26 protein-coding genes and 2 pseudogenes are annotated in these 26,177 nt (G+C 38.9%); 9 read left to right on the forward strand and 19 right to left on the reverse strand.

The features are described 5' to 3' along the window. Positions 1-17: 17 nt before the first annotated feature. From CWC16_RS08785 to CWC16_RS08795, 3 genes are all read right to left on the reverse strand, one after another. Positions 18-1,061 (reverse strand): branched-chain amino acid aminotransferase, encoded by a 1,044-nt coding sequence (locus tag CWC16_RS08785; protein ID WP_138541273.1) that lies wholly within the window; start codon positions 1,059-1,061, stop codon positions 18-20. Positions 1,062-1,211: 150 nt separating this feature from the next. Next, positions 1,212-2,264, reverse strand: a complete 1,053-nt coding sequence (locus CWC16_RS08790) for a fatty acid desaturase family protein (protein ID WP_138541274.1) — start codon at positions 2,262-2,264, stop codon at positions 1,212-1,214. Beyond that, entirely contained in the window at positions 2,261-3,304 is a 1,044-nt protein-coding gene (locus CWC16_RS08795; protein WP_138541302.1) for a flavin reductase family protein, read from the reverse strand. Before CWC16_RS08795 ends, CWC16_RS08790 begins: the two co-directional genes overlap by 4 nt. A gap of 416 nt (positions 3,305-3,720) precedes the next feature. On the opposite strand from CWC16_RS08795, the gene CWC16_RS08800 reads away from it, so the two are divergent. From CWC16_RS08800 to CWC16_RS08830, 7 genes are all read left to right on the forward strand, one after another. Further along, positions 3,721-4,803, forward strand: a complete 1,083-nt coding sequence (locus CWC16_RS08800; protein WP_138541303.1) for a PQQ-dependent sugar dehydrogenase — start codon at positions 3,721-3,723, stop codon at positions 4,801-4,803. Positions 4,804-4,941: 138 nt separating this feature from the next. Further along, positions 4,942-5,139, forward strand: coding sequence for a DUF6435 family protein (locus CWC16_RS08805; RefSeq protein ID WP_138541275.1), 198 nt, complete (start codon positions 4,942-4,944; stop codon positions 5,137-5,139). A gap of 583 nt (positions 5,140-5,722) precedes the next feature. Beyond that, positions 5,723-6,130 carry a hypothetical protein gene (locus CWC16_RS08810; RefSeq protein WP_138541276.1) on the forward strand — a complete coding sequence of 136 codons (408 nt, stop codon included), beginning with the start codon at positions 5,723-5,725 and terminating at the stop codon, positions 6,128-6,130. 38 nt (positions 6,131-6,168) lie between these two features. Then, positions 6,169-6,603: a hypothetical protein gene (locus CWC16_RS08815; protein ID WP_138541277.1), complete on the forward strand. Its 435-nt coding sequence runs from the start codon at positions 6,169-6,171 to the stop codon at positions 6,601-6,603. Between the two features lie 99 nt (positions 6,604-6,702). Beyond that, positions 6,703-7,161 (forward strand): hypothetical protein, encoded by a 459-nt coding sequence (locus tag CWC16_RS08820; protein WP_138541278.1) that lies wholly within the window; start codon positions 6,703-6,705, stop codon positions 7,159-7,161. Beyond that, complete coding sequence (locus CWC16_RS08825) at positions 7,125-7,469, forward strand: hypothetical protein (protein WP_171037638.1); 345 nt, start codon at positions 7,125-7,127, stop codon at positions 7,467-7,469. Before CWC16_RS08820 ends, CWC16_RS08825 begins: the two co-directional genes overlap by 37 nt. A gap of 118 nt (positions 7,470-7,587) precedes the next feature. Next, complete coding sequence (locus CWC16_RS08830; protein WP_138541280.1) at positions 7,588-7,926, forward strand: hypothetical protein; 339 nt, start codon at positions 7,588-7,590, stop codon at positions 7,924-7,926. A gap of 46 nt (positions 7,927-7,972) precedes the next feature. Here CWC16_RS08830 and CWC16_RS08835 read toward each other — a convergent pair whose 3' ends face one another. From CWC16_RS08835 to CWC16_RS08865, 7 genes are all read right to left on the reverse strand, one after another. Beyond that, positions 7,973-8,425 carry a GNAT family N-acetyltransferase gene (locus CWC16_RS08835; protein WP_138541281.1) on the reverse strand — a complete coding sequence of 151 codons (453 nt, stop codon included), beginning with the start codon at positions 8,423-8,425 and terminating at the stop codon, positions 7,973-7,975. 31 nt (positions 8,426-8,456) lie between these two features. Further along, positions 8,457-9,047, reverse strand: coding sequence for a DUF2238 domain-containing protein (locus CWC16_RS08840; RefSeq protein WP_138541282.1), 591 nt, complete (start codon positions 9,045-9,047; stop codon positions 8,457-8,459). A gap of 61 nt (positions 9,048-9,108) precedes the next feature. Then, on the reverse strand, positions 9,109-9,900 hold the full coding sequence (locus CWC16_RS08845; RefSeq protein WP_138541283.1) for an SDR family oxidoreductase: 792 nt from the start codon (positions 9,898-9,900) through the stop codon (positions 9,109-9,111). A gap of 58 nt (positions 9,901-9,958) precedes the next feature. After that, positions 9,959-10,462 carry an Mpo1 family 2-hydroxy fatty acid dioxygenase gene (locus tag CWC16_RS08850; protein WP_055018614.1) on the reverse strand — a complete coding sequence of 168 codons (504 nt, stop codon included), beginning with the start codon at positions 10,460-10,462 and terminating at the stop codon, positions 9,959-9,961. Between the two features lie 73 nt (positions 10,463-10,535). Continuing rightward, a complete protein-coding gene (locus CWC16_RS08855) occupies positions 10,536-11,222 on the reverse strand; it encodes a Crp/Fnr family transcriptional regulator (RefSeq protein WP_138541284.1) in 687 nt (228 codons plus the stop codon). Continuing rightward, positions 11,219-11,875, reverse strand: coding sequence for a hypothetical protein (locus tag CWC16_RS08860; protein WP_249929199.1), 657 nt, complete (start codon positions 11,873-11,875; stop codon positions 11,219-11,221). Before CWC16_RS08860 ends, CWC16_RS08855 begins: the two co-directional genes overlap by 4 nt. Positions 11,876-12,348: 473 nt before the next feature. Further along, the gene (locus tag CWC16_RS08865) at positions 12,349-15,495 is read right to left on the reverse strand and encodes a pilus assembly protein (RefSeq protein WP_138541285.1); all 3,147 of its coding nucleotides are present in this window, start codon (positions 15,493-15,495) and stop codon (positions 12,349-12,351) included. Between the two features lie 371 nt (positions 15,496-15,866). On the opposite strand from CWC16_RS08865, the gene CWC16_RS08870 reads away from it, so the two are divergent. Further along, positions 15,867-17,180 (forward strand): S41 family peptidase, encoded by a 1,314-nt coding sequence (locus CWC16_RS08870; RefSeq protein ID WP_138541286.1) that lies wholly within the window; start codon positions 15,867-15,869, stop codon positions 17,178-17,180. A 75-nt stretch (positions 17,181-17,255) separates the two neighbouring features. Here CWC16_RS08870 and CWC16_RS08875 read toward each other — a convergent pair whose 3' ends face one another. The 8 genes and pseudogenes from CWC16_RS08875 to CWC16_RS08910 form a co-directional block, all read right to left on the reverse strand. Next, a complete protein-coding gene (locus tag CWC16_RS08875; protein WP_055015172.1) occupies positions 17,256-17,666 on the reverse strand; it encodes a hypothetical protein in 411 nt (136 codons plus the stop codon). A 238-nt stretch (positions 17,667-17,904) separates the two neighbouring features. After that, positions 17,905-18,419 (reverse strand): annotated as a pseudogene (locus CWC16_RS08880) (M23 family metallopeptidase). A gap of 55 nt (positions 18,420-18,474) precedes the next feature. Further along, complete coding sequence (locus CWC16_RS08885) at positions 18,475-18,744, reverse strand: YrhK family protein (protein WP_055015174.1); 270 nt, start codon at positions 18,742-18,744, stop codon at positions 18,475-18,477. Between the two features lie 335 nt (positions 18,745-19,079). Then, positions 19,080-19,487, reverse strand: coding sequence for a hypothetical protein (locus tag CWC16_RS08890; RefSeq protein WP_055015175.1), 408 nt, complete (start codon positions 19,485-19,487; stop codon positions 19,080-19,082). A 269-nt stretch (positions 19,488-19,756) separates the two neighbouring features. Then, the gene (locus CWC16_RS08895; RefSeq protein WP_138541288.1) at positions 19,757-21,013 is read right to left on the reverse strand and encodes a cation:proton antiporter; all 1,257 of its coding nucleotides are present in this window, start codon (positions 21,011-21,013) and stop codon (positions 19,757-19,759) included. A gap of 148 nt (positions 21,014-21,161) precedes the next feature. Continuing rightward, complete coding sequence (locus CWC16_RS08900) at positions 21,162-21,569, reverse strand: hypothetical protein (RefSeq protein WP_055015177.1); 408 nt, start codon at positions 21,567-21,569, stop codon at positions 21,162-21,164. A gap of 188 nt (positions 21,570-21,757) precedes the next feature. Next, a pseudogene (locus CWC16_RS08905) lies at positions 21,758-22,215 on the reverse strand (alpha/beta fold hydrolase); the annotation flags it as partial. A gap of 158 nt (positions 22,216-22,373) precedes the next feature. Then, positions 22,374-23,072: a hypothetical protein gene (locus CWC16_RS08910; RefSeq protein ID WP_138541289.1), complete on the reverse strand. Its 699-nt coding sequence runs from the start codon at positions 23,070-23,072 to the stop codon at positions 22,374-22,376. A gap of 219 nt (positions 23,073-23,291) precedes the next feature. Here CWC16_RS08910 and sbcB point away from each other — a divergent pair, with 219 nt between their 5' ends. Beyond that, positions 23,292-24,737: an exodeoxyribonuclease I gene (gene sbcB / locus CWC16_RS08915; RefSeq protein WP_138541290.1), complete on the forward strand. Its 1,446-nt coding sequence runs from the start codon at positions 23,292-23,294 to the stop codon at positions 24,735-24,737. Between the two features lie 529 nt (positions 24,738-25,266). Here the strand turns inward: sbcB and CWC16_RS08920 are convergent. Further along, entirely contained in the window at positions 25,267-26,148 is an 882-nt protein-coding gene (locus tag CWC16_RS08920; protein WP_138541291.1) for an NAD(P)-dependent oxidoreductase, read from the reverse strand. Positions 26,149-26,177 lie beyond the last annotated feature (29 nt).

Below are 26,177 nucleotides of genomic sequence, written 5' to 3' on the forward strand. Positions count from 1 at the left end.
TGAACTGGTTAAATTAATTAGACTTTAGTTAACCAGCCGTGTTTATCTTCACTTTTACCCCATTGAATATCGTTCAATGCTTGGCGTAAACGCGCTGTTGTAGGGCCTGGCTCGCCACTGCCTACTTTGTATTCTTTATCGTTATGAATAAACGTGCCTACCGGGGTTAACACCGCAGCAGTACCTGAAAGCGCCGCTTCTGTGCCTGGCTTTGCAGCGCGCTCTAAAAGCTCGGTAACGCTAAAGTTACGCTCGCTTACCGTCATGCCTAAATCTTTTGCAATGGTTAAAATGCTATTACGTGTTACGCCATGTAAAAAGGTGCTATTGAGCGCTTTGGTAATAATTTCATTACCATCAATAAGAATAAAGTTAGCAGCACCTGTTTCTTGTACGTCGCCGCCTGGGCAAAACAAAATTTGATCGGCTTGGTATTTTTCGCGCGCTGCGCTAATTGGTGCAAGTGCACTGGCGTAATTACCACCACTTTTAACCATGCCCATGTGCGGGGCACAGCGCATGCCGTCTTCTTCAAGTAATACACGCAGCGCAGTAGCGCCGCCGGTAAAGTAATCGCCAACAGGCGATAAAAGTGTATATAACAACGAACTCATTGACGGTGCAGCCGCTTTACCAATGGCAGCCTCTGTTCCTATGTGAGTTGGGCGAATGTACATAGAGCCCGGTGGTAATGGCGTTTCATCAGCATATTCTTTAACAATTTTGATAATCATGTCTTTTAGCATTTGACCATCAAAGCTTGGTAAGCTTAATAACGCAGAGCTTTGCTGCATACGCGCAATGTTTGCATCTATTCTAAAAATATAAATAGAGCCATCTTCGTGGCGAAACGCTTTTAAGCCTTCAAAACACGTACTTGAATAATGAAGAACGTGCGCACCCGCATGAAGTTCAAGTTTATCGGAAGGGACGATTGAGCTTTCGCTCCATTGGTTATCTGAAAAACGAGCTTGAATCATCTGCGGCATAAACACAGTACCGAATGCGGCCATTTTAATCTCTCTTGTGTGGTCTATTTTTCTCCATTGTATGACAATCATGCATCGTTTAACCATAGCAAAACTGAGGCTTTTTTAATTATCAAAAAGAATTTTTTGCAACTACTGTTTATAAATTAACCACATTGCTAAGCACATACAAAAAAGCCGATTAATGCATCTTCATTAATCGGCTTTTTAAAGGCACATTATTTATTTAAACGAGTACCTAATAATACGTTTTAATACCGAGCCGTACTGTTTAAAAAAACCACCTGTATGATAATCAATACCGTGCTTTTGCATAACGGCTTGCACTTGCGGCGCCACCTCTTGATAACGAGAGGACGGCATATCAGGAAATAAGTGATGCTCAATTTGGCAGCTTAAATGCCCAGTTAAAACATGAAACCAATGCGATCCTTTAATATTTGATGAGCCTAAAACTTGGCGATAGTACCACTGCCCTTGCGTTTCGTTTATGCAGTCTTCTTGTTTAAAGGTTTCGGTGTCCTCAGTAAAGTGGCCACAAAAAATAATGGTTGAGGTCCATAAATTACGGATTAAATTTGCTAGTAAGTTGCCTGCTAATACCCATAAAAACAAAGGACCTGCCAATAAAGGAAATATCACATAATCTTTTATTAATTGGCGCGCACCTTTACTAAAAAAGCGTTGCTTTAGGGTAGAATGTGATACACCCCCTTCGCGGTTTTCTTTCTTTTTACCTATAAACACACGCTCTGCAGCCAGCTCGTGGTATGACACCCCCCACTGAAACAGCACACTTAAATTAATATAGGTAATAAACTGCCACACATTTTTTAACCGCCATTTAAAATCATTACTTAAACGCAATAAGCCATAACCAAAGTCGCGGTCTTTACCAATAATATTAGTGTAGGTGTGGTGCTCAAAGTTATGAACGCGATGCCAACTTTGGCCATCGCATGCAATATCCCATTCGTAGTTTTGCGAGTTAAGCTGCTTGTCGTTCATCCAATCGTATTGGCCGTGCATAACGTTGTGGCCAATTTCCATATTGTCCAAAATTTTTGCAACCGCTAATAGCAGCACACCTACAACCCATAAAATTGGCTGAATAAAGCCCAGCATAAGTAAAATACGCCCACTCCACTCACATAGCCGCTGTTTGCGTACAACAGAGCGAATGTAATCAGCATCTTGTTGCCCTACTTTGCCAAGCGTATCCATTTTTATGCTATCTAAATCGTGGGCTAACTGATCAAAGTTTATGTTTTTCATAGCTGTAACTCCAAATCGCTAACAGGTTGACTAACACACAATTGAATTAACTGCTCGCCGTTATCACTCAACTCACCAGTTTTTAAATTACGCACCACGCCAGACTTTTTAATGCACTGACACTGATGGCAAATACCAATGCCACACCCGCGTTTAACCGGTAATTGTTTTGCCTCAAACTGTACTAACAAAGCGTTGTTAGCATTGACGACATGAGCACTGCTATTAACCTGCACGTTAAACAGGCTGTCGTCATTTTGGCTTGGCAGCGTTAAACCAAATGCTTCTTGGTAGTAATTTAAATGGTGTTTTTTAGCAAAATCACTCACCGTTTTCATAAAGTTTGCAGGCCCACAGCAGTATATATCTGGTTTTTCCCATACATTTACATGGCCAGTAATCTCAGCTGATTGCTCGCGTGTGAGCAGTAAAAACGAAAAATGCGAAAACTGGTTTGCTAATGCGCTTAGCTCATCTACACATTGGTGCGCTGCGGCTTTGGCATAATAAATTAACGATACTTTTTGTGTGGTATGTTTTAAATGCTCACTAATCATGGCAAGCATAGGTGTAATACCCGAGCCACCCGCTATAAACGTTGCATTGTTTTGGGTGTTTTTATAAACAAAATCGCCACTAGGCGCTGAAATATTGCACCACTCACCGACTCGTAAAGCACTGCTTAAAAGGCTTGTAAAACGCCCTTGCTCATTAGTTTTAATTAATAAACGCACTAACCCCGTTTTTTTAAATTGCTCAGGGCTTGAGGCAACCGTAAACACACGTGTTAATAAACGCCCGTTTATTTCTACCGTTAAACTAATATGTTGCCCAGCAATGTGTGCCTGCCAATGCTGAGCAGGCTTTAAGGTAATACTTAAAAAGTCACCATTGTACTGCGTTAACTCTTCAATTTTTGCTCTATATAGACCTGCACGCCACGCAGGCTTAACCATTTGCATAATGGGCTCAATGTAGCCTGCAAAGCTTTGATGGTGTAAAAACCACTTCGAAAATTGGTCTAATACTTTAGTAATCATCACTATTAATCTCTTGGATATTAAATATTGAATTTGAACTTACATGTGTACGCTCAAACTTCAGCGCACAAGTGTACGCCCAAAAAAATTAATTTCAATAGTATTAGAGTAAATAGTCAGTTTTTTAGCATGGTTTATATGCAAAGCTTAAATTTAAAGTGCAGCACTAAAGCCTTAATAAAGGTGCAACAAGTAGCTGTTTAAAATACTAAAAGTAGCTATATAGCACTGTAGATAAACTCTTGTTGATTGAAATATATATAGTTTTATTAAATCGCCATATTTAGCAAAATCAACAGTAGCATGCTAATGTAGGCATTACTTGCTTGCTTATTGAACAGGACAAAACTGTGTTTTTCCCTATAAAATCGATTGCTAAAACGGTATCAACGGCGTTAATAGCTGTACTCATTTCAATGCCAGTGGCGGCTGTTGATTACAAAACCCTTGATACATTACCGCTCAATGTAAAGGCCGTCAGTGTGGCTAAAGGGGTAACTATCCCCTGGGCTATTGAGCCGTTAAGTAATGGTGATTTACTTATAACCGAGCGAAGCGGCACACTTTATTTATTGCCTAAAAACTCATCAACCTTAACTAAGCTCTCGGGTTTGCCAAAAATTGATGCCAACGGGCAAGGCGGTTTACTCGATTTAGCCCTACATAGCGACGCAAACAATAATCAATGGCTTTACATAACATACTCAAGTACCCAAGGCGCTAAAAGTGGCAGTAACACAGCCCTAATGCGCGCCAAGCTGAGTGACGATCGCACTGAGCTTTTAAACACACAATTACTTTATAAAGGTGAGCATAACAGCACAAAAGGCCAACACTACGGAAGCCGTATTGTGTTTGATAACCAAGGGTATGTTTACTTTTCGATTGGCGATCGCGGCGCGCGCACTATAAACCCGCAAGACTTAACTCGTGATGGCGGTAAAATTTATCGCCTACACGCTGATGGCCGTATTCCTAAAGATAACCCGTTTGTAAATCAAAAAAGCGCTAAACCCGCTATTTGGTCTTACGGACATCGTAACCCGCAAGGCATGTGGTTTGATAAACAAAATAATATAGTGTGGTCTCACGAACACGGCCCTCGCGGCGGAGATGAGCTTAATATAATAAAAAAAGGCGCTAACTACGGATGGCCTTTAGTAAGTTATGGCGTTAATTACAGCGGCACCAAGTTTACAGACCTTAAAGAAAAAGACGGCATGCAGTCGCCTGTATTACATTGGACTCCATCTATTGCTCCCTCCGATATGTTGTATGTAACGAGTAACAAATACCCAAAGCTGAAAGGTAAGCTATTACTTGCATCTATGAAGTTTTCTTTCATTAGCGCATTGGAACTCTCAAAGGGTAAAGTGGCTAAGCAATATGAAATACTCGATGGAATTGGCAGAGTACGCAGCTTAGCGCAAGGTGCTGATGGGTATATTTATCTAGGCATAGATGGCCAAGGTATTAAACGCCTAGAGCCACAAACTTAAATTCCTTAAATCATCAAAGTATAATGAATACAGCGTTTACCTTATTTAATAAGGTAAACGCCTAGCCACTAAAAGAACCGTTTATCTCTTTGTAGCGTACGATAAAGCTATAATTACCGTAAATTTAAGAGAGTCACCATGTTTTCAATATTCAATTCAGACCCGACAAAAAAACTACGCAAAGAGTACGACGCAAAACTTGAGCAAGGCATGCAAGCACAGCGTAAAGGCGATATAAAAAGCTACGCCATGTTAAGCGCAGAAGCCGAAAAAATCTGGAGTGAAATAGAAGCGCTTGAAGCAAAAAAGCCAGATAATACCAATCGTGTTAAGTAATTAGACATTTATAGCGACGGATAAATAGAGTGATAACAAGGCATAAATTTCGACATGTAGTTGTTCTACATGAGAAATTTATAACGCAGTTAACGCTTTATTTAGCACGCGAGAGAGGCTAAATATTTAAGTCGATTGGTATAAATATCGTGTCTGTACTGTTTTAAAAGTAGAAAGACGCGTTTAGTAAATAATTCATCAACTCGTTTTATAGCCTCCACCAGCCAAAAACCACCTTTTATAATAGGCTTGCATAAACAAATGTACTTAAAGCCGTTACTTACGTTATCGCCACCGTGTTTTTAGTGAATATTAAATGATTTAAAAAAGGAGTTTAGTTTTCATTTTAAATCTTTAGCTGCTGTATTTGCTTACTGCGATGGCGTTTTTCCTCCTAAGTCAGAAAATGAGGACTCTTTCCTCTTTTCCACCTGCCATAAAAAGAACACCCCGCCTTAAAGTTTAATACTCGCAATGTGTTACAGGATTTGTTATTAATATTAAAAATAATTAAGAGGACGTACATTGCTCATAAAAAGAGGAAAGTGTCCTCTGATAAAGCTGTTAGTACTCAAAGGCAACTATGCTCGATAAATCTAAATATGTTAGCTCAATCATATATGTGTATTTATTTATGTTTTTAGTTATTGTGCCGGTATTGAACTTTAATGACGGCAATGGGCTTTTATATAGCTTAAGATTCTTCGTTAAAACACTATTTTTTGGGGTGCCAGTAGCAATATTAGCGTTTACTTTAGGTTTTTATATTTTCAGGCACTCTATTGAAATGATAGAAATAAATTATTTCCTAAGAGTTATGGTATCGTTTTTATTCTCAATAGTAGCATGCAGTTTTGTTGCTGCAATATGTTTGGGCATTGTGTTCGGTTTTGGCTTTCAAAATTTAGATTTTTCAATGGTAATTATATTTATACCAATAGCTATTGTCGGTAGTATATCGGCTCTGCTTTACTGGTATCGTACAAAATGAGTACTAACAAACGCTTTAACCAAAGGGCGTAAATAGGTATGGATAAACAATCAAGGATGGAGCTTCGAAGAAAGGCTGGTTATCGAGATCTACCTAAGCCTCAGGTTAAAGTTCAAAGCCCAGTGTATTCAATGTCTTTTGCTTGTTGTAACTTTAAAACGTCGAATATGCGCCAATTTAATCTTGCTCCATGCGATTACCCTAGAACTATAGAGTGTCCTGTTTGTAAAGGTGTAGCTGTTAACTTGGGGCGTCACTTCAAACCGCCTAAAAATTCAGATACAGCTCAATGGAAAAAAGTTGAGTATTTAATTGAACATGGCTTTGTATTCCAAAAAATTCGGACAATTAAAAATAGCTTTGACAGTGTGCCTTATCCTGAGACTCTAGCTCAAGCAAAAGAGTTTGTAATAAAGTATCAGCAATATGCGGCGGAACCGCCTCATATCAAGTCATTAAAGCAGGACAAGTAACAGTTGGCTTTTGCTCCTGCGTCGCTTATTTTTGCCAACATATTATTTTCTTCTTAACGAGGCGTTAGCTGTTCCACATGTAAAGAGTATTAATTATCTATGGATTTAAAGTTCAAACAAGAAATCATTGACTCGCTACCAGACAAACACGCGGAGTTACTCAAAAACTTTGAAGTAGCGATTAAAGCCATTTACGAGCAATCTAAACAAAGGCATATTTGGAATTCAAATCCCAATAGTGAAATAGAACTCCTAAATAACCAGTTAGATCTACTATGGTCATGTTATGTAAACAAGTTTGATGAGTTGTATACTGGTCTGGTAAATAGCATTAATGAAGAACATTATTTAATTTATGGAATGCTTGGTCGCTCTATCATTGAACATGCAGCCACAATGCGATACTACTTTAAAAATGCATTAAAACCATCGATAGACAAAGCTGTAGAAAGTGGACAGATTGAAAATCTACGTGGAATAAATGGTCTTTTTGATCGATTCCTTCGATCGGGGCGTTTTGATTGGAAAGCTTTTTTGCTGGTGACTTCGAAAGTTTGATGACTAAAAATAAATCTACAAATGATTTATCTCAGGTCAACATATTAACATGCATACAAAAGTGGTCAAAAGATAAAGGTAGTGTAGAAATATTATACGACCTTTTTTGTGATCTTGTTCACCCTAACATTGGTAGCTCCATGCTTGTTATGCAAACATGGGATGACGGTATTGGGTTTGGTGGTAAAGGTAAAAAGTTCGGTCATGACATTCTAGTAAAAACAATTGCAGGTATTATTCTACTCTTCAATAAAATTAAAGATTATTTGAAAGCAATGTTTTTACTCCAAATACATGACACTGATTAAGAAAACCACAGCTAATTTGAACTTTAAATGGAATAAAGACCATTGGCTACGTTACACTTCGCTTCACAATTATAGCCAACTATTTTTTTGCGCCTTAAAGAGGTGTTAGGCATCAAGGATGATTAAATTCGTAAAGTTTCTGCTAATAATATTTCTTATAATGCTTCTTGCAGTTATAACTCTTTTTACCATACACATTTTAAACGGTGATGATGACGCTACCCACGAGCTTAGAGGTCGATATAAAACCTCACTTGACGATAAAACTTATTTGGTAATTGAAGATAATAATGGTGGCAATTGCGGACCTTTGCTCGTAGATAAAAAAGAGTGGCCATATGGTTTGAACGCTAAAGGAGAAGTGAAACCTGGGGTGCATATAATTGAGTGTGGAGGATGGATGGGAATTACTATCCAAAAAGGCACTACTTATTATTTTGACTACTGGGGTCCATAAAATGTCTAACATATTACTTACATAGACATTGCCCTTCCCCAATTTACTAAACCTCTCTAGTATTTCCCTCATACACATTTGCAGGATTAATTTGCATTAGCAGTGCTGGATTATCTATCGGTTTAAACCCATATTGCGCATACAGGCCATGGGCATCAGAAGTGGCTAATAAAAAGCGCCTGAGCCCTTGCAGCTCAGGGTGTTCTACTATCGTTTTAACAAGTAACTTGCTCAGACCATTACCTTGCAAATTTGGGATAATAAATACATCAGCCAAATAGGCAAAGGTGGCGTTGTCGGTTACTACGCGGGCAAAACCCACTTGCTCGTTATCAGCGCTGTAAACACCAAAGCACATTGAGTTATCAATCGCTTTTTGCATAACGCTATTAGGTATTCCTTTAGCCCAATAGCTATTAGCAATAAAGTTATAAATAACGCTCATGTTAAGCTTGCTTTTATCTGTGCTTACCGTGAAATTATGGGGATTTACAGTCATAGCTTATTGTCTTTTTATCATAAAATTTGAATCAGTAATCTTTAACATTTTTTAGTTGTTTATCGTGTACTTTTGAAAGCAGCAATATCGAGCAAATAGCCCCAAGTAACGCAATTCCCATATCAGATTGAGTATCCCATACGTAGCCTTGCGTACCTAAAAATGCTTCTGCGTTTTCACCGCTTAATATTGCAACCCACCACTCTATTAGTTCGTAAAAAGCACTAAACGCTAAACATATCGATACAACAAACACATTTAACCAACCTTTACCATTTACTACGTTTTTGCGTAGTAATATTTCACGCGCTAATAATGCAGGCACAAACCCTTGAAAAAAGTGCCCTACTTTGTCGTAGTTGTTACGCTCACTGTCAAATAAGTTATCAAACCAAGGGACTTCGGCGTAGGTATAATGCCCGCCAACCATTAGTACAATACAATGCGCTAATATAAAGCCATATAAAATGGGGGTGAGTTTAAAATGCTTATAGCTGCTTGCCATAAGCACTAAACCAATAATTGCGGGGATAACTTCAAGCAGCCAAGTAAACTGATCTTTTGGGTTAATTCCGGACCAAATTAATACAATAAAAAACAGGCCAAGCCATAAATACTTCATTTAGAATCCTTGTCTAAATTGATTGAATTTACAGCATTTTATATCTCTAAATCGCCCGATGCTACCTATAGTTTGTTTTAGCGGTTAATCGATTAAATAAACGAGGAAAAAACCGTTTAATGGTCGGTGCCCAACCACTTAAGCCTTTACCAACAATCACTTCGTCTTTTTTATTACCAATTGCGAGGATCATTTTTTTAGCGGCTATGCTTACATCCATGCCATTTTCTATTGAGTGCTCTGGCTTGTTTTGCGCTATGCCTTGCTCGTTTAACGAATTATGTGCGATGGCGGTTTTAATAGAGCCAGGGCAAATGGTTAAGCAATGAATGTTATGCTCTGCAAGCTCAGCCCGCAGGCAATCCATAAAACCTACTACCGCGTATTTAGAGCCTGAATAGCCCGTTCTAAATTTAGAGCCTACTTTACCCGCAACGCTACTAATAGAAACAATAGAGCCGCTACGCCTTGCTACCATACTAGGCGCTACCGCTTTGGTAAGTGCTATTAGGCCAAAGTAGTTAACTTCCATTAATTGGCGATAAACATTAAAGTTGTTTTTTAAAAATAGGCTGCGCTGCGACACCCCGCCGTTATTAATTAAAATATCGATAGCAGGTAATGTCTCGAGTAAATTAGTAACCTGATCCAAAACAGCCTCCGGTGCTGACAAATCAAGTGGCAGTACAATGTGGCCATCGCCGTGTAAGCTTTGCTTTAGTTTGTTAAGTTTATCAACGCTTCTGGCGGATAAAATAACGTTAGCCCCAAGCTGGGCAAACTGAGTTGCGAGCTCTTTACCAATACCTGATGATGCACCAGTGATCCATACGGTTTTATTTTTATAATCCATGCGTTATTTACCTTTATGTTCTCTGGTGCTAATACTTATTGTATTAAGTCGCTTATTATTATGCTTTAGTTGGGCCGGCTATGGCGTTAACTTCATCTTCTAAGGTTTTATAAAAACCCATTAAGAATAAAAGTTCAACGGTTACATATAAAGGGCCAATAATTAAACCGATTAAATCATCCACAAATGCGGGCTTTTTACCTTCATAATAATGGCCAATAAACTGTAATACCCAACCAAACACAAATACGCCAGCGCCAATACTTAACCAAGGCCAAAAAGTCATTGCAGCGATTGGCTGCGCCGCTAAAAGTAATAAGGTAAACAAAACACCCATTATTAAGCCAAGCGACACGCTCAGCATTAAGTAATACACCACGCTTGCAAAAACAAAAAGCTGCGCGCCATCAATAAGTAAGCTGCCAATGGGTATTTGAATACGTGCTAACAAGCACAGCACGGCAAATACAATAAGCGGAATGCCAAAAAAATGAGTTAAGACGTTACGTTTAGAGCGATGGTACAAACCGTATGTACCAAGTTGTTGCTGTAGGGTTTTCATGTGTGTGCCTTTTATTGTGTTTTTTTACACTATATCAGGCTTTTAAAATATGACTCTGTCGGGTTGCCGACATTTACTGGCTACAAAGTTGCTCTAAAGCTGATTGGTTTAAAATGGTTACTTTGTTATAGCCAAGTTCGATGAGTTGCTGCTTTGCTAATTTTTTGAGGATTTGATTGGCGGTTTGCCGTGTAAGGTATGTCATATCAGCCAATTGTTGCTGCGACAGAGTAAACGTATGGCCATGACTTTGCGCTAAGTGTGCACACAATATGAGTAAGCGTTTTGCTACACGTTGCTCGGCGCTTAATAGTGCGTGATCTTCCATGCTAGTAAACATAACCCGCAATTTTTGGGCAAGGAGTAACCCAAAGTCTTGCCAATAATGCGGATATTGGTTTAACAGTTGCTCAAGTGCACGATGAGGAACAAAACACAGTGTCACATCGGTTTGAGCGTAAACATCGTGGGTACGCACTCCGCGGTCAAATAAAGTGACTTCGCCAAACCACAGCGAGACGTCAACAAAGCTTAAAACAGCTTCTTTACCATTATTACTTACCCCACTAATACGCACCACACCACTTAATACAGCATAAATACCGTCGTGTTCGTCACCTCGTAAAAAAAGCGATTGGTGCGCGCTTAGGCTTAAACATTTTGCGTGGCTTAGTAAAAATTGTTTTAAGTGTGCATCTCGGCCAGAAAACCACTGCCCTTGTTCAATAATGTGACACTGTGCTTTGCTAAGTTCTTTCATTGCATTGTGTTTATATGTGGTTTTAGCTCTTTAGCTAAGGACTTAGGCAAGTCTAAATTGCTGGCAATAACAAAATCGTTATAGGCTTCATTACCAGAGAAAAACTCGCCTATAAGCTTTTTATTTTTATATACATTCACTGAAACACCGCTACCCATTCCACCTGCGTTAATAATGTAGTAATAGTAATTGCCTTTGTTAAAAAACAAAATGCTTTCGCCTATTTTTCCTATTTGGCGATAGTAGCTACCAAATGGCTGCGCTGCTGTGGCAGTGTACTCTAGGCCAATTTTTTGCTCCGTGCCATAACGATAAGTAATAGCCGAGTTATCATTAGCCACACACACAGACAAAATATTGTCAGTGGGTTTTAGTGTATAAGTCACTTTTGCCGTTGGGTTGCGTATCACCTTTTGCATTTTAGCATTTATATAGGCTGTTTCCCCGCGTTTACAATGACTTGGTACAACTCCCTCTATTAGGCCTTCTACAGCAAGTCGCTGTTTTTCTACAGCAGCCACCGGTAAATTAGCGTTTTCTTTTTTAGCCACTAACGGGGTTTTACTGCTACTAAATAAACCCACTTCCTCATCGCAACCATTTAAAAAGAGTACGGGAATACAATAGCAAAAAGAGATCAATTTGAAACTCATACTAATTCCATCTAATACAACTTAACCTTAAAATAGCGGCAAAATTAAGCACTAGCAACCATTAAAATTGGTAAGTTTTATAAAACATTTTTTTAGTCATGTTATGCAAATATTGCTTTACTATTTAGTGACTTATTTAATATTCATTTACACATAAACTGGTTTATTTACGTTCAATTCATAAACAAGCCGATATACGTATATCTATTTTTAATATTAGGATAATGCGCTTTTTTTATGAGCTAACGCAATTTAGTAGCGGCTAAGAGCTGAGCTTTTATTTATAGCCACAGGCTGTGGTAGGTAATTTATTTAAGATAGAAGTCGCTGCGGTAATCTTTCTTAATCAGAACACTTTAACGTAGCAAGGTTTATTTTGGGCTCTAGTCGTATTAGCGAGTAAGTTAGCGCATGCCTTTTAAAGGCATGCGCAGTAAATAATAACAACACGTAATCTTAAAGCTTAAGATAACCTAATCAGACGACGAGTCGTTTTCTTCACGCTTGTAGATATAAGTTTGCTGTGTTTTGAAGCCAAAACCTAATGTATCGCTGTCATTTACAAGTTTCACTTTACCATCAACAACAGTTAGCCCTGGTCCGTTAATTTCAGGTGGTTTGATTGGGTTTACGGCGCCTTCACCAGTTAGGCTTGGGCCAATTAAATAAAACTGGCTCACTTGGCTAACCGGTACTGTTTCTTCGTACTCGTAGCCATCACCTGGGATACCATCACCTGGGATACCATCATCAGGTGTTGGCACATCACATAATCCATTATTGTTAGCATCTATACATGAGTCGCCTTCACCAAAATACAACTGAGCGGTATCGGGTACATCGTAGCTGGTAGTAAATTTAAGTTGGTCGTACACTTTTGTGCCATAGTGTAAATGAAAAGCGTACATTGCACCTCCGCCCCCCGTTAAAGAGCACTGATTTTTATCAGACTCCAGAGCAGGTGTAAACGATGTATAATAAGCTACGCCTCCTACCACGGTGGCTGCAGCCAATGATTTTTCGCCATTACTTAGCTCATATCGCCACCCTTTAAAGCCAGCTAAATCGGCTTCAAGTTCTACAAACTCATCAACATTATCTAGTGCATTACCAAATGGGTCGTCATTCATAAGCATTAAATCACCTGGCAGTATGGGCTCTGGTGTATTTTGTGAATCGAAGGTTTGAGTCACGGTATGCTCATCACGAATCATGTAAAGGTGATCTTGCTCATTGGTTGCAAGCGGGTTTGATCGATTACCACTGCCTATCACAATTGCATCGTAAGGTGTGTCTAACCGTGTGGTTATTTCCTCACCACCATAGCTCGTTTTACTTACTTTACTAAACATAGTTCGTGCGACTAATGGCTTGTAAAAAAAGCGTCGGTCTTGCGTTGCTAATGAACTGCCAAGCTCTGCTAATTTGTAATGAGAAAAACTATTTTTGTCAGCACCTGGCATATCAACACGCCAAATGTTCCCCCCAGTATCAGTGGCATATAAACGGTCAATATAGCCATCGTAATCGGAGTCAAGCGTTGCTATATCGGCAGCTATACTGTGCTTACCTTGAAAATTGTTATCATCGGGTGTTAATGCCCATACTCTTTCACCGGTTTTAGCTTTAACAATGTAAATGGCTGTACCAGAGTCATCCTCACTACGAATTGCGTTGTCTTTGTTTGTATCGTATCCGCCACCAAATACCAGTAAAGGCTCATCGCCAAACGCCTTAATATAGGCTATTTGCGGTTTAGACCAGGTTTGAGCCAAGTATTCAAACCCTTGCGAGCCACCAACAATAGGTTTATTCCATAACTGTTTTGGTTTATCTGGTGAGCTAATATCAAGTGCGTAATAGTTTTCCCCCCCACGACGCATACCAGCAAATGCCCATACTTCATCACCTTTAGTGGCATCTATTACGCCGTCATTTAAGCCGTCACTGTTTAAACTTTTATTGTTAAAAAACACACTAATGGGCCCATCCATACCATACACTTTGGTATTGGCTTGATTGGTACGAAGTGCAGGTATATTTTTTAAAAGCTCAGCAGGTATAAACGCCCACTCTTCTTCAATGCTGTCACCTTTATCGTTAAACATGTGTAAAAAGCCAGCATTAGTACCCACTAAAATACGTATGTTGCCATCACCATAATCAATAGATACCGGCTTAGAGTGCAAAGGATCACCAAAAATATTAGCACGCTGATCTACTGATGAGGCATCACCATCTTCGTTATCTACATCCATGCCTCTTGCCCAGCTAATATCAGTGCTCGAGATAGCAATATCAGTACCTGGTATGATGCCCCCGATGGCATCTGACACTATATTTAAAATTTCTTTTACTCTATCAAAGGTAAAATCAACAATTTTGCCGCCTGAATCTATATACAGCTTACGGCTTTGTGAATCTAAACTTGAAAGTAAGTAGTTTACGCCCCCTTGTGCGACTAAATTACCATCGGCCGGTTTATTTGAGGGTAGCCAAAACGTGCGAGCGTCTTCTTTAATTAAGCCATCGTCACCTATTGCCTCATTACCTGTTGAGTCAACAATGGTAGAGCCCGACATAGCTAGTTTTTTTAAATTCCCGCCCCAACGAGCGCCTGTTTCAGGATAAAACATTGCAAAATAAATTGCGTCTCGGCTGCGGGTTTGGTCAACGTTATTACTGGCAACCGTAGGCGATGAAAAGCTATCGTTTACTTCACGTATTCTAGAAATAGTATTATTTAATGCTTCGGAGAGCTCTGCTGAGGTATCTGCGTGAAGATACTCGCCTCCACCAAGTTCAGCGGTTTTTTCAAGCAGCGTTTTACCTTTACTGCTCATGCCACTACCAAAGCCTATAGTAAATACGCGTCCTGTGTCTGCCACCTCGGGTGTGTTTTCGTATAGATCTATTTCAACATCTTTTGTACCATGAATAATTTGGGCTAGAGCCGCTAAATAACTACTACTTGTTTTACTGGGGTTGTAACCAAATTTTTGTTTGTATAAATCTTTAATATCGTTATTACGGTTATTATCCTGAGTCGGGTCGCCGTCGGTCATTAAAATTAAATTTATAGAGTTATCACAGCGCTCCGCTGCTCCATACTTTTGTTTAAAAGGTGATATATAGTCCGGTGGCGTTAAGGGGTTATCATTGGTCTCTACGCTAAAGTCTCGTTGATTAGTATTTTGTCCATACCAAACGGTTTGCCCTGTCATGTATAGGTAGGCTTCCCAGAGGGTTTCTGTAACTGGGGTATTACCACTGGCAGGAAGCTTATTTATCTGCCACAAAATAGTGTCATGTGATGAACCCAAGCCAGCCATAACATAGCCCCCGTGGTCACCATTAAAGCGCATTAATCCAAAGTCGATGGTGTTATTATCGTTGACTAGTTGGGTCATGGCATCTTTAGCCGCATCTATTTTTTTAGGCCCGTTGTTAGGAAGTTTACTTCCCATACTTCCGGAGGTATCAAAAATAATCACTACGCGGGGGTTTTCATCGGTTTCTACGTTATGGTTAACGTACAGCTCTATATCTTCAGCAGTTACAGAGAGGCTAATAGTTGCTGCAACAAAAGAGGCAACAATGCGATTGAAGTTGAGTTTCATTTTAAATCCTTTTATCTGCGCTAAAATCACGCAGTTCCATTCAAAGTGCAATTACTTATTTATTTTTAGTTTTAATTAGAACATGCACAAAACAGCTAAATGTCATTAAACACAAGCTTGTTTACAAAAATTAATATTAACTGAATTTGTTATTTTAGGTACTTTAATGAAAATAGCCGCAAATATAAAGAAATTTAATACTCTTAACATATTTATATATGCACAGCCTTTAGTAAAACCTCTCGCTTTTTTAAAAAATTAATCTTATAAAAGCGATAATAAACTCAATAATTTACACAATAGTTACGTGTTGCCATAAAGGCATTAGTGTTGTAGGTTTGTTAATTAACCCAAAACTTACAAGGATTGTCATGATTAAAAAAACAAAAAATATAATTTTATCTAGCTCAATTTTATTACTCTGTGCATGTGGGGGTTCCTCAGAAAACGAAGGCAATGCTATAAGTTCCGACCCTGCAGTATGCGCTAGTCAAACCGCACAAAACGAAGCCCTTTGGGACTACCTTCAAACAGATTACCTTTGGAGTGAGCAGCTAAATACCTCAACAAACCCATCTACATTTGATTCATTAAGCGATTTAATGACCGAAGTTAAATCGCAAGTAGAATTAGATAAATACAGTTATGTAGTCACCGCGCAAGAATATGAAGACCGATACCTTAACGCGAGTTATTTTAGTTATGGTTTAGCAAACAAAATAGAGTCTAACGGTCTTCTTGTAAAGTATGTATTTGACAATGGTAACGCGGCAGCTATGGGGTTAACCAGAGGCTCATTAATCACCATAATGAATGGTATAAATATTGAAGAAGCAATAACCAACAATACGTTTGACTACGATGTCTTATTGGGGCCTGAAGAAGAAGGCTATACAGTAGACGTAACATGGATAGATTTAAACGGCGAAGAACAAACCGGCAGTATGGCACGCGCCACAGTTACCACAAACACTGTACTAGATGCCCGCATTTTAGAATCTAACACAGGTAAGGTTGGCTACTTGGCCTTTAATAGCTTTATTGAACGCAGTGCACAAGACTTAGATGACGCATTTTTGTTATTCGAACAAGAGGACGTTTCAGAGCTAGTACTTGATTTACGCTACAACGGCGGCGGTTACCTTAATGTAGCTAAACAGCTAGCAAGCCAAATTGCTGCTGAGAACGTGCTTGGCAAGCCTATGTTTAATTACGAATATAATAAAAACCGTGAAACTAACAGCGTAGATTTTGAGTTGAATAATAACCAACCACGCCTTAATTTACCTCGTGTAGTAATACTTACCACTGAACAAACATTGTCTGCTAGCGAAGTGATAATAAATGCGCTAGAACCTTACATTGATGTTCAGGTAGTTGGCACAAGCACAGGAGGAAAGCCTGTTGGCATGGATATTAATCAACTTTGTGACCACGTTGTGTTTGCAATAAACTTTAAAATGACTAACTCAGCTGGTTATGGTGATTACTTTGATGGTTTACCTGCAGATTGTTACGCCGAAGATACAATTAATTCTGATTGGGGCGATACCAAAGACCCTCTTCTAAGCGAGGCGCTATACTTATTAACTAATAATAGTTGCTCAACAACTCAAACAAGCCAATTGCCCAAACAAAAATCGATTTATAACAGTTTTGGCCTATTCGATAAAAACACGCTATAACACTTTTAATTGAGTACAAAAAAGCCGATGCAGGGTTGTCCTTTCATCGGCTTTTTTATCGCGCTATAATGGTTTTTATAAAGATAAATCTTCTTTAGCGCGCGTTAAATTATGAGATACCAGTGAGTTTTTAGAGATTTGGTACGCTTCGTATAAATCTGAAAGGCCTGCGGTGTCTTTTTTGGCCATCATGCGGGCTACACCACGGTTACTTAATGCAAACGATGTTAGTTCGCGTACTTTTAAACGTGGGCCACGGCTTTCTTTTAATAAGGCAATTGCTTGTGTACAAATGGCTTCCGCTTCTGTGTAGTTTTTAGACTCTACATTAAGTGCACAGCTATTAAATGGCTGTTCAAACTCCGGCGCTGCGGTTACAGAATCTTCAATAACCATTAATTTGTAGTCACTTTGATCAGCCATTGCAGCAGCTGAGCAAGTTAAAAATGAGCCAAGAGCGATGGTTTTTAAAAGTGTACGTTTCATGATTATCTTCCTGTTTGGTTAGTCGTACTTGTTGGCGACAACTTAACTTTAGATAATTTTGGTTACAGCGACAAACGATAAAAACAAACCTAATAAGTGAGAAAATCTAACTTATAGACTTTAGTCTAATACCTACTGTAAATAGCGTTTCTTTCACTCTCAAAAAATACAGCAAAACAAGTGATTTAACTACGCTGGCAGTTAATTTGGTAAAGGCCCAGCTATAAGTAAAACTGGGTTAGTGAGCAGTCAATTTTTTATGCGGGTTTAAAAAAACATTTTTCTCCACCCTTGGCTTTGTGTTGTATAAAGCCACGGTATAGGCACAAGCGATAGTATAGAATAATGCACATGAGGTTGCTTTCCTGCAGCATTACCGGTATCACCCAGTAAGCCAATTTGACTGTTTATGCTAACTACATCCCCTGCACTTACATGGTAGTCATTTAAATGTGCAAAATAGTGCACACGCCATTTTGCACCAAGTACCGCAACCACTTTGCCACCTTGGTTTATTTCGCCTGAAAAAATAACAATACCGCTTGTTGCAGCAACCACAGGCGTGTTTTTAGCGCCAAAAATATCAATGCCTTTATGCACACCTGAGCGCCCCCATGGCGCATACCAAAATGTATTGTGATTCCAATCCTTACTTGTAGCGCCTTGCACAGGAATTACTAGCTTCTCAGGAATGAGTAAACCCGCTATTAATAAAATTAAAACTGCCCCCAAAGTCCACTTTAAGACTCTCATTGCATTCCCTTTGTTGCAAATAGTCATTAAATTATTAATGACAATACCTTAACGCCTAGTGAGTATTATTAGAATGAAACACTTTTTTAACGTGAACTAAACTCATTAATTTTAATACAGGCTTTATAATTAATTGCGCACTGCCCGCTATAAAAAGCCAGGTACCGCTTTCAATTAATGACTCATTTAAAAAGAAAAAACTACCAATTAAAAACCACACCGCAATTAAAAAATCGTTAACTGCGCCCAATGCTTCATAACGGCGTTGTATAGTAATATGCTCTTGTCCTAAGTCTAAATTAAGCTGATTTTTGCTAGAGCCCATAAATACTACTCACTCTTTAATATTGAAATTAAACTAACCTGCTTTTACAAGCTAAGCTTATCAGAATAATACAATAGCAAAATACACTTAATCAAAACGTTGATTTATATCAGTCAGCTTTTTTATAAATTTTTTCGCACTTAGTACTAATAATTTAAAAATAAAGCCGATCTAACAATCTCGTTGTGTTTGATTGAACCGCGTAGAATCTTTCTTACTCATAATAAGCCCCAAATTTGTAAGGCCATTTAAGGGCGTAATAACACGCACAAAAAAGCCCCTACCTAATATAAATAGGTAGGGGCTTTTTTGTGACTCTCGCTAATTAAATTGCTTTATAAGGCAAGCTCTTCTTTAGCACGAGTTAAGTTATGAGACACTAATGTGTTTTCAGAGATTTGTACTGCTTCATATAAATCAGCTAATGCTGCGGTATCGTTATGTGCTTTTAAGCGTGCAACACCACGATTACTTAACGCATACGATGTAAGCTGGCGTACCTTAAATTTAGGGCCTTGTGCATCTTTTAACAGTGCAATGGCTTTAGTACAAATTTCTTCAGCTTGAGCGTAGTTTTTTGATTTAACATTAAGCGCACAGCTATTGAATGACTGTTCAAGAGGCTGCGGAGCAGTTTCGGTTTTAATAACCATTAGTTTGTAGTCACTTGAATCAGCCATTACAGCTGCTGAGCAAGTTAGTAATGAGCCAAGAGCGATGGTTTTTAAAAGTGTACGTTTCATGGTTTGTATTTCCTAATTAAGTTAGTCGCGCTTGTTGCCGACAACTGAACTTTAGAGTAATAGCTCAGCGCCGACAAACGAGAAAAACAAACTCAATAAGTGAAGAAATTTAACCTATAGACTTTAGTCTAATATACGTACAAACTTAAATGTTTAACAGCATGTAAACTAGTGTAGTTACTGCTTGTTTTGAAAAAAGTTTTAAAACAAGTGGTATGCAGTGGCTATGCACACACGCCACTAAACTGTACAAAAATAAAGCGTTGAAATTATTTAGCTTTTATGCTTGTTGCGACTTTTCCTACGCTTAAGCCTTGCACTAAAATTGAAAAAACCACTACTGCATATGTTAAAGCAAGTAATATATTACGCTGCGCTCCATCAGGTAACTGCAATACAAGCGCCACTGAGATCCCGCCACGTAAACCACCCCAGGTTAACACTTTCCATGCACCGCAGGGCAGTTCAAGCTGTTTATTAAAAACACTTGTTGTTAAGCCAACCACAATTAAGCGTGCGCCTAGCGCAATAAAAATAGTTAAAACGCCCGCCACCAACAGATTCGCGGAGTACATAATCATCACCACCTCAAGGCCAATTAGCACAAATAAAATGGCATTTAAAATTTCATCAATAAGTTCCCAAAACAAATCAACATAGTGACGGGTTTTATCACTCATTGCTAAATTACGGCCGTGATTACCCACCATTAACCCCACCATAACCATTGCAAGTGGCCCCGATAAGTGCCAGTGGCTCGCCAATGCATAACCGCCTATAACACCCGCTAGCGTAAGTAATACTTCTTCTTGGTAGCTATCTATCGCCTTTAATAAATAATTTAAAGCACCCCCTAATACTAAACCAAATGCAATACCGCCTCCCGCCTCAACAGCGAGCGTATGAGCAACAGAATAAGTAGTAGGTATTTCACCACTGGTTAAAATGCCTAATAAAAGCGCAAACACGACCACGCCTATACCATCATTAAATAACGACTCCCCCGCTATAACAGTTTCAATACTTTTAGGGGCGCCCGCAGAGCGTAAAATTCCCATTACTGCGATGGGATCAGTTGGCGAAATCAACGCACCAAATAATAAACACCATATAAACGATAGGTTAAACCCTAATAAAGGCACCACAAGGTATAACGCAGCAGCAATAATAACTGTCGAAATTAGCGTACCGGCACACGCTAAAATACCTATGGGTAATTTATAACGCCTTAAGTCACTTACATTTACGTGCAGCGCCCCTGAAAAAAGCAGCATGGAGAGCATGCCATCGAGCAAAACGTGAGTAAAATTGAGTTGATCAAGTAGGCTTACTTCGTAATCAATAAGTTTATCAAACCCTAAAAAGCCCAAAAATATCGCAGCAATAGATACCAAAAGCGAGATAACCATCACTCCAATGGTGGTTGGCAAGCCAATAAACCGGTTATTAATATAAGCAAGTAATGCGGTTATTGTTAAAAAAATCGCGCTGATTTCAAATATACTCAACGTACTCGTGACATCCATAGTCTTGCTCTCTTATATGTATAAACCAACTAGTGTTCACTTTTTACATTGCCCTTTTAAGCCCCGTAACGTAAAAAGCCCATGTTAAGTACCAACTTAACATGGGCTTTTTATACACTGGCTTAATTAAAGCATGTTTAGCACTTTTTTATAGTGCAAGCTCTTCTTTAGCAAGTGTTAAATTGTGCGATACCATTGTACTGTTAGACATTTGCGCTGCCTCGTACAAATCAGCAATAGCTGCTGTGTCATTATTAGATTTTAAGCGCGCAACCCCTCGGTTACTTAACGCGAATGACGTAAGTTGGCGTACTTTAAATTTAGGGCCATCTGCATCTTTTAATAGTGCAATTGCTTTTGTACAAATTGCTTCAGCCTCAGCGTAATTCTTAGATTTAACATTAAGAGCACAGCTGTTAAATGACTGCTCAAGTGGCTGTGGTGCAGTGGCTTGTTCGATAACCATTAATTTGTAGTCACTTGTATCAGCCATTACAGCAGCTGAGCAAGTTAATAAAGAGCCAAGAGCGATGGTTTTGATAAGTGAGCTTTTCATGATTATATTCCTGTTGAGTTAGTCGTGCTTGTTGCCGACAACTGAACTTTAGAGAATTACAATAAAAACGACAAACGATTAAAACAAAACCAATAAGTGAAGAAAATTAACTTATAGACTTTAGTCTAATGCCAAACTACTAATTAACGGTAATTGATATTCATAAAAACAACCAACGATACTTAAACTTATTTAGTGCGTTCTAGTAACTTAACTACTTGGGCTACAACCATTTCTGGCTCATCATTTTGCGGGTAGTGATAGCTCTTATTTGTTATTATTATTTCACCTTGAGGAAATGCATTAACCCACTTAAAATGTAAGTCGCCCCACATTTCACGCGCTTTGTCAGTAAAAAATAATACAGATGGATTTTTATACTTTTTAACTGAGGCGATGACTGTCACCGGTATATCGGCAATTTGAGGGTAATCAGGTAGCGGACGTTTTGTCCAAAAATCTAAATACTGATTCTACATGCCATTTTCATGTCATCAATCTTTATTGCTGCAATTTCTTTTTCAGCGCATGGTAAATCAATCGCGCGCATAATATCTACATCATGCTCTGATACAGGCTCAATTAACATCAATGCTTTAATATGACTAGGGTAAATTGCAGCAAATACACGGGCAATATAAGCACCATTTAACTAAACTTCGCTATTACTTTAGATAAATATTTGATCATACAGCTTCCACTGTGCTCTATACCCAAAAATGCAATGTTGACCCGGTTTAAACACCATTTTTTAAGCTTATAAACTGTGTCAATACTATTGAGATTAGCTGTTATTAGTTAAGCTCATAATTTATCTCTGAAAGCCTCAATTTTTGATACTAAAACTTTCGTCATAAATTCAATATCTTTTATATCAACCCTTTCCTCTGTAAGCATTTTTGAATACTTATTAGCATAAACATATTTCCAATCGTCCAGTGAAAAATCTTTTGTTGAACGAGTAAGTTCAACTAAGAAAAATGCGTTGATATTAGCTAATTCCAACTCATTTTTTAAGTCTTGATATTCTGATATTAAATAAGATTTTAGGTGTGGAGATTTCATTATCAGCTTTGCATAAGTATGATGAAACGAATCATTAAGAGATATCATTTTATCCCTCTGTTCTATAGCTGAAATATTATTTATTTTTTGGGATTCTGAACCATTACTTTCACATGAATATTTTAAAATTGTGATATTAAGTTGAAGAAGCAATAACTTATATATACCATCATAAAAGAGTAACAGCTCTCCACATACTTTGATTTTTAAGTGTACTTGCTCATCAATACCTCTATTCCTTGTATAAATAAGATATTCATAACCAACGATAAAAAAAGCGAAAAACGCAGATACCCCACCAACCCAACTCCCCCAAGCAGACCAAACATCGGTTACAGAGTTAGAGTTTATATAAATGGAAATACAACCAAGGCTTAATGCTAATAAATATACACTCCCCCAAAGTAAAAACAAATATCTGTGTAAACTGGATTTCACTTACAACCTGCCTTAAAAATCTCTCTGATTTTTCTTATTTCATATCTTACCTCAAATTAGAATTGTAAAAATTACTTTCGACTAGAAATATACGTAACTTCATTTCTCACCCAAACCTATAAACTCCCTCGTCCATATGCCATAATCTAAATAATTCATAAATTTAGTAACTTGGCGCGTATTTAGACGCATTTAAGTTAACTACTCAGGGTTTTTAGCATGGCATATCAAGAGCAAAATCAAGCAACAATCTACTGGCACGATTATGAGACATGGGGGGCGAGCCCTCAAAAGGATAAGCCGAGCCAGTTTGCGGGTATTCGTACCGATCTTGATTTAAATATAATTGGCGAGCCGCTTATTGAATATTGTAAGCCGCAAGCGGATTACTTGCCCCACCCTGAGGCGTGTTTAATTACGGGCATTACGCCACAAGTGGCGATGAAAAAAGGCTTGGTTGAAGCTGAATTTATAGCAAAAATTCATGCCGAATTTAGTGTGCCAAACACCTGTGTGGCTGGTTATAACAGTATTCGCTTTGACGACGAAGTTAGCCGTTATAGCTTTTATCGCAACTTTTACGACCCGTACGAGCGTGAATATAAAAACAATAATAGCCGCTGGGATATTATTGATTTAGTACGTGCATGTTACGCACTTCGCCCTGAGGGTATTGAATGGCCACTAAAAGAAGACGGTAGCCCAAGCTTTAAGCTTGAGCATTTAACGGTAGCAAATGGTATTGAACACGCTGCTGCGCACGATGCGCTAAGCGATGTAACCGCCACTATTGCACTGGCTAAACTAATAAAAGAAAAACAACCAAAGCTTTATAACTTCTTTTTTGGGCTGCGTAATAAAAAAGCGCTAAGTGAGTTAGTTGATGTATTTAACATGACGCCGCTGGTACATACTTCATCGCGCATTCCTGCAACGCAGGGCTGTACCACATGGGTGGCGCCTATGAGCTTTCACCCGGTAAATAAAAACGCGGTTATTTGTTTTGATTTAACCCAAAGCCCGCAAGTACTCATTGATTTAAATGTAGAAGAGTTACGCACCCGTTTATATACAAAACGTATTGATTTAGCCGAGGGTGATTTACCTGTTGGTTTAAAACTAGTGCATTTAAACAAGTGCCCTATTTTAGCGCCTGCTAAAACATTATTGCCTGAAAACGCAGCCCGTTTGGGAATTGACCGTGAGCAGTGCCTCGCGAATTTAGCTATTTTAAAAGCCAATACCGAGCTTCGCGATAAGGTAACTGAAGTATTTAACGAAAAAGGCGATTACAGTGCCACCACTAACGTTGATTACCTACTTTACGATGGCTTTACCAGCCATGCCGACAAAGCTAAATTTGCGATTATACGTGATGCTAAACCAGAGGAACTCGCTGGCTTAAATTTAGATTTTGAAGATAAAAAGTTCAATACATTACTGTTTAGATACCGCGCACGAAACTGGCCAGAAACACTAAACCAACAAGAACTTGACCAATGGCGTCAGTATTGTCAAAACAAGCTAATGCACGGGGAAGATCAACCTTCTATCAGTGCACAAGATTTTATGATCACCCTTGAGAACTTGGCCCATGAACACGACGACAGCGAAAAGAACCTGACCATTTTAAAGGCTTTATATAATTACGCACAAAGCATGTAATTTAAATTTGTGTAGAGCACTTTTAAAACGCGATGCTTTAGCAATAAAGTATCGCGTTTTTTTGTTTTATATAACTTCATTACTATAAGCAAAGCCTAAAAATCCTTGCACAAAGAGAAACAAATGAGGAGCAAATGAGAATACATAAGCCATTAATCGTTTTTAATTAATTTCTTTCTCAAAAAGCGCAGCGCCTCTTACCCTCTTTGTGAATTAATCATTTTACGGGCTTTGCCCGTCATGCAAGCAAGCTTGGCGTCTACAAGTAAAACCCATATCTACCCTTAGCGGTAGAAGAAGAGCTTGCTCACGTGAAAAGCGCAGCTTTTAAATGCTTAAATAACACACTACTCACAAAGAAAAACAAATGAGGAGTAGATGAGAATACATAAGCCACTAATCGTTTTTAATAAATCTCTTCCTCTAAAAGCGCAGCGCCTCTTACCCTCTTTGTGAATTAATCACTTTACGGGCTTTGCTTATCACGCAAGCAAGCTTCGCGTTTACATTGATAGACTCAATGTAGACGTTATTTTTTATGCAGCGCTTCTATTCGTGCAAGTAAGCTTGATGTATCGTATCGGCCGCCACCAAGTGCTTGTACATCAGCGTAGTACTGATCAACCGTTGCGGTCATCGGTAACGTCGCACCGTTGTTTTTAGCTTCATCAAGCGCGATACCTAAATCTTTACGCATCCAATCTACCGCAAAACCAAACTCGTACTCTCCTGCCCACATTGTTTTGTAGCGGTTTTCCATTTGCCACGACCCCGCAGCCCCTTTTGAAATGGTTTCAATTACTTTTTCACCATCAAGGCCTGCTTGCTTGGCAAAATGTAGGCCTTCTGATAGGCCTTGCACTACGCCGGCAATACAAATTTGATTAACCATTTTACATAACTGCCCTGCGCCCACATCGCCTAATAACTGGCTAAAACGGCTATAGGATGCCATTACGGGTTGCACTTTAGTAAAAACAGCTTCGTTTCCGCCTGCCATAACTGTAAGCACGCCGTTTTCAGCACCAGCTTGCCCGCCTGATACGGGTGCGTCTATAAAATCGATATTTTTCAAGGCTGCTTTTGCTGCTACTTCACGCGCTACTTCAGCTGAGGTTGTTGTATGATCAACTAATACCGTGTGTGGTAACATGCCGGCTAAAACACCGTCGTCGCCATATACTACAGAGCGTAAATCGTTATCGTTCCCAACACACATAAACACTATATCGGCTTCACTTACCGCTTCACGTGGAGTGGGCGCAAAGCAACCTGTGTATTGTTCTGTCCACGTTTGAGCCTTAGCTGTAGTACGGTTATACACACACACATTAAAACCAGATTTTGCTAAATGCCCTGCCATAGGGTAACCCATTACCCCTAAACCTATAAATGCAACATTGATTGACATAAAAGTGCCTTATTTTCCTGATAACTTAG

Origin of the sequence: Pseudoalteromonas sp. S3776, assembly GCF_005886915.1 — a bacterium.
Lineage (GTDB): Bacteria > Pseudomonadota > Gammaproteobacteria > Enterobacterales > Alteromonadaceae > Pseudoalteromonas.